Annotated in this window: 6 protein-coding genes; 2 read left to right on the top strand and 4 right to left on the bottom strand. The window is 71.5% G+C overall.

Features of this window, described 5'->3' with window-relative positions; translation table 11 throughout:
* Positions 1-408: 408 nt before the first annotated feature.
* Positions 409-1,293 carry a helix-turn-helix domain-containing protein gene (locus Dsi01nite_RS56105; protein WP_203854739.1) on the bottom strand — a complete coding sequence of 295 codons (885 nt, stop codon included), beginning with the start codon at positions 1,291-1,293 and terminating at the stop codon, positions 409-411.
* Between the two features lie 87 nt (positions 1,294-1,380).
* On the opposite strand from Dsi01nite_RS56105, the gene Dsi01nite_RS56100 reads away from it, so the two are divergent.
* Positions 1,381-3,021: an alpha-amylase family protein gene (locus Dsi01nite_RS56100; RefSeq protein ID WP_203854738.1), complete on the top strand. Its 1,641-nt coding sequence runs from the start codon at positions 1,381-1,383 to the stop codon at positions 3,019-3,021.
* On the opposite strand, the gene Dsi01nite_RS56095 is transcribed toward Dsi01nite_RS56100, so the two are convergent.
* A complete protein-coding gene (locus Dsi01nite_RS56095) occupies positions 3,018-4,760 on the bottom strand; it encodes a putative bifunctional diguanylate cyclase/phosphodiesterase (protein WP_203854737.1) in 1,743 nt (580 codons plus the stop codon). The two genes, Dsi01nite_RS56100 and Dsi01nite_RS56095, sit on opposite strands and share 4 nt — an antisense overlap.
* 55 nt (positions 4,761-4,815) lie before the next feature.
* Positions 4,816-5,322 (bottom strand): MarR family winged helix-turn-helix transcriptional regulator, encoded by a 507-nt coding sequence (locus tag Dsi01nite_RS56090; protein ID WP_203854736.1) that lies wholly within the window; start codon positions 5,320-5,322, stop codon positions 4,816-4,818.
* Positions 5,323-5,366: 44 nt separating this feature from the next.
* On the opposite strand from Dsi01nite_RS56090, the gene Dsi01nite_RS56085 reads away from it, so the two are divergent.
* Positions 5,367-5,741 (top strand): winged helix DNA-binding protein, encoded by a 375-nt coding sequence (locus Dsi01nite_RS56085; RefSeq protein ID WP_203854735.1) that lies wholly within the window; start codon positions 5,367-5,369, stop codon positions 5,739-5,741.
* On the opposite strand, the gene Dsi01nite_RS56080 is transcribed toward Dsi01nite_RS56085, so the two are convergent.
* Entirely contained in the window at positions 5,728-6,846 is a 1,119-nt protein-coding gene (locus Dsi01nite_RS56080) for a geranylgeranyl reductase family protein (RefSeq protein ID WP_203854740.1), read from the bottom strand. The two genes, Dsi01nite_RS56085 and Dsi01nite_RS56080, sit on opposite strands and share 14 nt — an antisense overlap.
* Positions 6,847-6,856: the final 10 nt, after the last annotated feature.

Here is a 6,856-nt window from a genome sequence, read left to right as displayed (position 1 = left end):
TCCGGCTCGCCCGCCATGCGCGCGAGACGACGGAGGCGGGCCCGTCCTCTTGCGGCCGGTCACTGTCGGCCGCACGGCCTGCGTTTCGCGCTGCTGGCCGCCTCGCTGGTGATCGGGTTTGTGAATGGGCTGTTTCCCATACTTAACTGTTAACCGGGGGTTGGGGTCCTAGGGTTAACTGTTAAGCCTTCAGGGGATCTTCCCGGTGGGTTGGGTGCCGTCATAGCGTCATTGACAAGGAAAACGAACTTCCTTGTGGAGGCGGCACATGCGTTCCACCCTTACCGTCGCGGCGACATCCCAGCCGTTCAGATGGTGACGCCGGTAATGTCCGGGAACAGAGGCGGGGCGCTGGCCACACCGGCGCCCCGTTGTTCTCAACTGCCCAAGACCATCTGAGCAGCCAAATCAGTCCCAGTCCCATCGGAACCCGTATCGACCCGGGCCATAGTCAAGCGCGATCGCGTGGACCGAATTGCCCACGTCGACCTCGTAAGGGGTCACTTGTTCGGTCTGGCCGTCCATCTGCTGGAACTGATAGACGGCCCGCGGCAGCGCAGCCGGATCGAAACACACCTCGAGCACGTATTCACGCACCGGAAGCCGGAACTTGCGCTCATAATTGGTCGCTGTCGGAAACGGCGGATAATTATGCAGCGCATGTTCGGTGATGACTGTCTCGCCCTTGGCGAGCGGGCGGTCGAAGAGCAGTTCCGCCAGGAGGAACGCGCTCTCGACGTGCTCGACCACCCGGCCCAGGCGGCAGTTGCGGACCGCGGTCACCAGCGGGAGCGGATGCTCCAGCTCGTCGAGGCGCACGATCACCACATAGCGGTCGGGGCCGTCGGCCTCGGCGCGTAAGACCTGGCGGACGAGGAACGACATCTCGCCGCGCTCCGGGCCCACATTCACCCGGTCGTGCTGGCTGAGCCGGGTCAGCCGCTCGTCCCAGCGGGTGTCGACGCCCTGCGCCAGGTCCGTGATGAGGTCCTGTTCGGACCAGAACGCCCCCAGGGCGTGTGCCTCCTGGCTCTTGTGCAGATGCCGGCCGCGCGGCCGCGGAGGCCCCACGAGGGCGGCCAGGGACCCCGGCTCGACCTCCAGGATCTTCTCGAGCTCGGCGAGGGCAGCCAGGGACTCACGCCGCTCCGGGCGGCTGCGCCCGGTCTGCCAGTAACTCAATGTGGCGAGACTCACCGAGAAGCCCTCGGCGCGAAGCCGCTCCTGGATGCGTTCCAGTCCCAGGCCCCGTGCCTGGATGGCGTCACGTAGCGCGCCGGCGAAGTCGACCATCAGCCCCCCGGGAGCCATCCTCGCGGTCAGGGCGGGGCGCACGCAAGCGCGCGTTTGCGTAATTGCCGATTCGGTAACCCGGAGCACATGGGCGAGCGCTGGTACACCGAGAGTGTCATCTACTGCCTGGACGTCGAGACGTTCCAGGACTCCAACGGCGATGGCATCGGCGACTTTCAAGGTCTCATCAGCCGCCTCGACTATCTGACCAGGCTCGGGATCAACTGCCTGTGGTTGCATCCGATCCATCCGACACCCGGCCGGGACGACGGCTACGACGCCACGGACTTCTACAACGTCGATCCGAGACTGGGCACCCTGGGCGACTTCGCCGAGTTGCTGCACGAGGCGGCGAACCGTGGCATCAAGGTCATCATCGACCTGGTGGTGAATCACACGTCGGACGAGCACCCGTGGTTCCAGTCGGCGGTCGCGTCGAAGGACTCGCCCTACCGGGACTGGTTCGTCTGGGCCGACAAGGAACCCGCCGACCGCTTCCAGGGGATGGTGTTCCCCGGTGAGCAGGCCGAGACGTGGACCTACCACCGCCGCGCCCGTGCCTGGTACTACCACCGCTTCTACGACTTCCAACCGGACCTGAACTTCGCCAACCCCCTGGTCCGCGCCGAGATCAAGAAGATCCTCGCGTTCTGGATCCAGCTCGGCGTCGCCGGGTTCCGGATGGACGCGGTGCCGTTCATCATCGAGCTGACCGAGCCGGGGCGCAGCGAGGCCCCGATGGACTTCGACTACCTCACCGAGCTGCGCCAGCACATCCAGTGGCGGCGTGGTGACGCGGTCCTGCTCGCTGAGGCCAACGTGGAGCCGGAGAAGCTGCCGGAGTACTTCGGCGACGCGGGCGGGTCGGCGAACCGCATCCACATGCTGTTCGACTTCATGCTCAACGGCCGCCTGGTCCTCGCGCTCGCCCGGCAGAACCCGGAGCCGGTCATCGACTGGCTGAAGACCACCCCGAAGCTGCCACCGGGCGGCCAGTGGGCCACGTTCCTGCGCAACCACGACGAGATCGACCTGTCGCGGCTCACCGCCGAGCAGCGCGAGGACGTGTTCGAGCAGTTCGGCCCCGACGAGGACATGCGGCTGTACGACCGTGGCATCCGCCGCCGCCTCGGCCCGATGCTCGGTGGTGACCGCAGCCGCCTGGAGCTGGCCTACTCGCTGCAGTTCACGCTGCGCGGCACCCCGGTGCTGCGCTACGGCGAGGAGATCGGCATGGGGGAGGACCTGACCCAGGCCGGCCGGTACGCCATCCGGACGCCGATGCAGTGGTCCTATGCGACCAACGGCGGGTTCAGCGACGCCGAGCCGATCCGTCCCGTGATCAGCAAGGGCGAGTGGGGCTTCGAGCAGATCAACGTCACCGCGCAGCGGCACGACCCGGCGTCCCTGCTGGCGTGGTTCGAGCGGATGATCCGCACCCTGCGGGAGAGCCCGGAGGTCGGCAACGGCACCTGCGCGTGCGTGGACCAGCCGCTGCCGCCGGGGGTGCTGGTGCACCGCGCCGACGGCCCGACCGGCTCGATGCTGTTCCTGCACAACCTCGGCACCCAGGACGCGACGGTGGACCTCGGCGCCCTGGCCAAGGACACGCACCTGCCCAACGACGTCTTCGCCGACCAGGAGTACGAACCCGTCGGCGACTTCACGCAACTCCAGCTGGGCGGCTACGGGTACCGCTGGATCCGCCTGCGCCGCAGCAACTCCTAGGAGGCCGGGAAGGACGCCGGGGGGACCGGGCGGCCGAAGTGCCAGCCCTGGCCGAGGTCGCAGCCGAGGGCGGCGAGGCGGGCGGCCTGGTCGGCCGTCTCGATCCCCTCGGCGGTGACGGTCATCTGCAGGGTGTGCGCGAGCCGGATCACCGTCTCCACGATCTGCTCGTCGACGTGGTCGCTGGCCAGGGAGCGGATGCCGGCCATGAAGGCGCCGGCCAGCTTCAGCCCGTGCACCGGCAGGTGGCGCAGGTAGGCGAGGTTGGAGTAGCCGATGCCGAAGTCGTCGATGACGATGCGCACACCGAGGTCGGCGATGGTGCGCAGGGTCTGGATCGGCTGGCCGGTGGACTGCATGAGCACCGTCTCGGTCAGCTCCAGCTGCAGGTTGGCCGGGTCGAGGCCGGTGTCGGCGAGGGCGTGCCGCACGTCGTCGAGCAGCCGCGGGTCGGTGCACTGGCGGGGCGAGACGTTGACGCTGATGAGCAGCGGCGTGTCCGGGTGGGCGCGTTGCCAGTCGGCGGCGACCCGGCACGACTCGCGCAGCACCCAGCGGCCCAGCGGGTGGATCATGCCGGACTGCTCGGCGACGGGGATGAACGTGTTGGGCGAGACGGTGCCGAGGTCCGGGTGCCGCCACCGCAGCAGCGCCTCCGCGCCGCGCAGGCGGTTGTCGGCGAGCGCGACGAGGGGCTGGTAGACCAGCTCGAACTCGCCGCGGTCCAGGGCGCCCGCGAGCCGGCCGGTCAACCCGTAGCGCAGCACCTGCTGGGCGTTGCGCTCGACGTCGAACAGCGCGTAGCGGGCCCGGCCCTCCTCCTTGGCCAGGTAGAGCGTGGCGTCGGCGGCGCGCAGCAGCTCCTCGGGGGCGGCGCCGTGGCACGGCTGCTCGACGATGCCGATGCTCGCCGACACCGACAGCTCGTGACCGTCCAGCCGCACCGGCTTGCTGAGCTCGGCGAGCATCGCCTCGGCCAACTCGGTCAGCTGGCCGGGCCCGTCGCTGTGGCGCACGACCACGACGAACTCGTCGCCGCCGACCCGGGCCACGAAGTGCCCGGCGCCGTTGACGCAGGCCCGCAGCCGGTCGGCGAGGGCGACCAGGAGCCGGTCGCCGGAGCCGTGCCCGAGGGTGTCGTTGATGGTCTTGAACTCGTCGAGGTCGAGGAAGCAGACCCCGATCCGGTCGCGGTTGCCGGCCGCCTCGAGGGTGTCGACGAGGTGCCGGTGCAGCAGGATCCGGTTGGGCAGCCCGGTCAGCGGGTCGTGGTGGGCCTGGTGGTGCAGCTCCAGCTGGAGGCTGTGCTCGGCGTCGGTGAGCGCCCTGGCCCAGGCGCGGCGGATGCGCTCCTGGTCGTCGAGGATGCGCTGCCGCCCGGCGCGGGTGAAGCCGGCCGCGACGGCGCCGAGGATCGCGCCGATGCGGTCCTCGTCGGGCTTTCCGTCCGCGGCGGCGGGCAGCCCCGCGAGCACCGCGATCGTGCGCTGCAGCGCCTCGGGGCTGGACAGGCCGACCTCGACGAGCGCGGACCCGACGGCGGCCGCGGGTGCGGGGTCGAAGGGCTCGGAGCGCAGCACCTCGGCGAGCCCGCTGACGAACCGGTCGAACCGCCCGCGCAGCGCCTCGGCGCCGAGGTCGAGATAGCTGGTCTGGCGCACGGCGGCGACCCACCGGTGCGCGAGGTCGGACAGCGCAGGCTCGATGAGCGCATCGTCCTGGCCGTCTTCGGCGGTCACCGCATCACCCCTGGCGCGAAGATTACCGTGCCGGGGGGCATTGAAGAATCGACGCTCAGTGCCGTGATCCAGCCGTTTCGGTGAGGCCCGCGACGAAGCGCGTCAGGAGCTGGGCGAACGTGGCCAGCTCCGCGGGGGACCAGTCGCCGGTCGCGGCGGCGAACCTGGCCCGCCGGGCCGCGTGGACCCGCTCGGCGAGCGCCAGGCCGTCCTCGGTGAGGACCAGCAGCGACCGCCGCCCATCGCCCTGGTCCGCCTCCCGCCGCAGCCAGCCGGCCTCGACGGCGGCGGCGACGAGCTTGCTCGCGCGGGGCTGCGCCACGTCCAGCGCGGCCGCCACCGACATCACCGTCGCCCCGCCGCCCACCCCGGCAGCGGAAGCACCCGCCCCAGCGGCGGAAGCGCCGTCACCGGCGGCGGAAGCGGCCTCGACGGCGTCGACGACGTCGAAGACGGCCGGATCGACCCCGCCGGTCGGTCCGCTGCGGGCGAGGGCGCGGCGGGTCTGGCTGCGCCGGATCGCGACCATCGCGGCCTCGACCGCGCCAAGTGCATCATGCATAATCTTTGTTATCTACATTCCTTGGACATGTACAGGAGGATCCCATGAAAGCAGAGGACCGGCCGATCGGCTACTGGCTGCGCGAGCTCGACCGCCGCATCGAGGACGCGTTCATGTCCACACTGGACGCGCGAGGGCTGACCCGGCGGCACTGGCAGGTGCTCAACGGGCTCGGCCCGGACGACCCGTTCTGGGGCCCGGGGGAGCGGTCCCACCCGGAGGTCGTCGCCGACCTCACCGCCCGTGGCTGGACGACGCCGGACGGCGCGCTCACCCCCGGCGGCGAGCGGGCCCGGGCGGCGATCGCGGTGGACGTCGCCATGGTCCGCCGGCGGTCCGCCGAGGGGATCCCGGACGAGGACTACCTGACCACCGTGCGCACCCTGGCCCGGATGGCCGGCAACCTCAGCGCCGGATGAGGGTGTGCCGGGCGATGGCGCCGATCGTGCGCGGGGTCAGCGTGCCGTCGCCGAGGCCCAGCTCGATCAGGTCGTCGAAGACCGCCTGCCGGCGGTCGGCGGCGCGCACCGCGGCGTTGACGATCCACTGCCGGCCACCGAGCAGCGCCGCCGCCCTCGAGTGCCGCAGGTGCCGGCCGAGCCGATCCTGGAACGCGGCGGCGTAGCGGCGCCCCGGCGCATCCCCGGCCGCGGCCGCGCCCGCGAGCGCGCCGGACAGCACCGCGTAGAAGATGCCCTCCCCGGTGAACGGGTTGATCAGCGACAGCGCGTCGCCGGCGAGCAGCAGCCGCCCGCGGGCCGGGGGCGGGCGCCGGGTCGACAGCGGCAGGTGGTGCGCGCGCAGCCCGCCGGCCGCGGCCACGTCGACGTCCGGCAGCAGCGCCGCCAGCCGGTCCAGCAGGTGCGCGCGGGAGATCGACCGGCCGTGCAGGACCTCGCCGTAGCCGATGTTGGCGGTGCCGTCACCGATCGGGAAGGCCCACGCGTAGGCCGGCCACTCCCGCGACGCCGTGACGATGCGCTGTTCCACCGGGCCCGCCGGGGCGGGCGCGTAACCGCGGATGGCGAGGGCCAGGTGGCCGGGGCCGTTCGATGCCTGCCCGAGCGCCTTGCGCACGACCGAATACGCGCCGTCGGCACCGATGACCGCGCCCGCCGACACCACACCGTCCAGCACGACCCGGGCGTCGCGTTCCTCGACCCGGCGCACCGTGTGGCGCCGCAGCACCGCGCCCGCAGCCACCGCCGCGGTCACGATCCGCTGATCGAGATGGAGCCGGGGGATGGTGTACGTGGGCCGCGCGTGCGCCCTGGCGACGGCTCCGCCGGCTGGCCCGACCAGGCGTAACGACGGCACCGGGGCGTACCCGGCCTCGACGCCGGTCACCCCGAGCCCGGCGAGCACGTCGAGGGCGTGCGGCGCGATCCCGTCGCCGCACGGCTTGTCCCGCGGGAAGTCGGCCTTGTCCAGCAGCAGCACGCTCGCGCCGGCCCGACGCGCGGCGAGCGCGGCCGACGCTCCCGCCGGCCCGGCACCGACCACCACGACGTCGAACTCGTCCATGACACAAAAG

Source organism: Dactylosporangium siamense (assembly GCF_016862795.1).
Taxonomy (GTDB): domain Bacteria; phylum Actinomycetota; class Actinomycetes; order Mycobacteriales; family Micromonosporaceae; genus Dactylosporangium; species Dactylosporangium siamense.
This window is presented reverse-complemented; position numbering and strand designations above follow the sequence as displayed.

Excerpts from the sequence above, each read along its gene's own strand:
- Dsi01nite_RS56105 (WP_203854739.1), bottom strand. The coding sequence starts at position 1,293 with ATGGTCGACTTCGCCGGCGCGCTACGTGACGCCATCCAGGCACGGGGC.
- Dsi01nite_RS56100 (WP_203854738.1), top strand. The coding sequence starts at position 1,381 with ATGGGCGAGCGCTGGTACACCGAGAGTGTCATCTACTGCCTGGACGTC.
- Dsi01nite_RS56090 (WP_203854736.1), bottom strand. The coding sequence starts at position 5,322 with ATGCATGATGCACTTGGCGCGGTCGAGGCCGCGATGGTCGCGATCCGG.
- Dsi01nite_RS56085 (WP_203854735.1), top strand. The coding sequence starts at position 5,367 with ATGAAAGCAGAGGACCGGCCGATCGGCTACTGGCTGCGCGAGCTCGAC.
- Dsi01nite_RS56080 (WP_203854740.1), bottom strand. The coding sequence starts at position 6,846 with ATGGACGAGTTCGACGTCGTGGTGGTCGGTGCCGGGCCGGCGGGAGCG.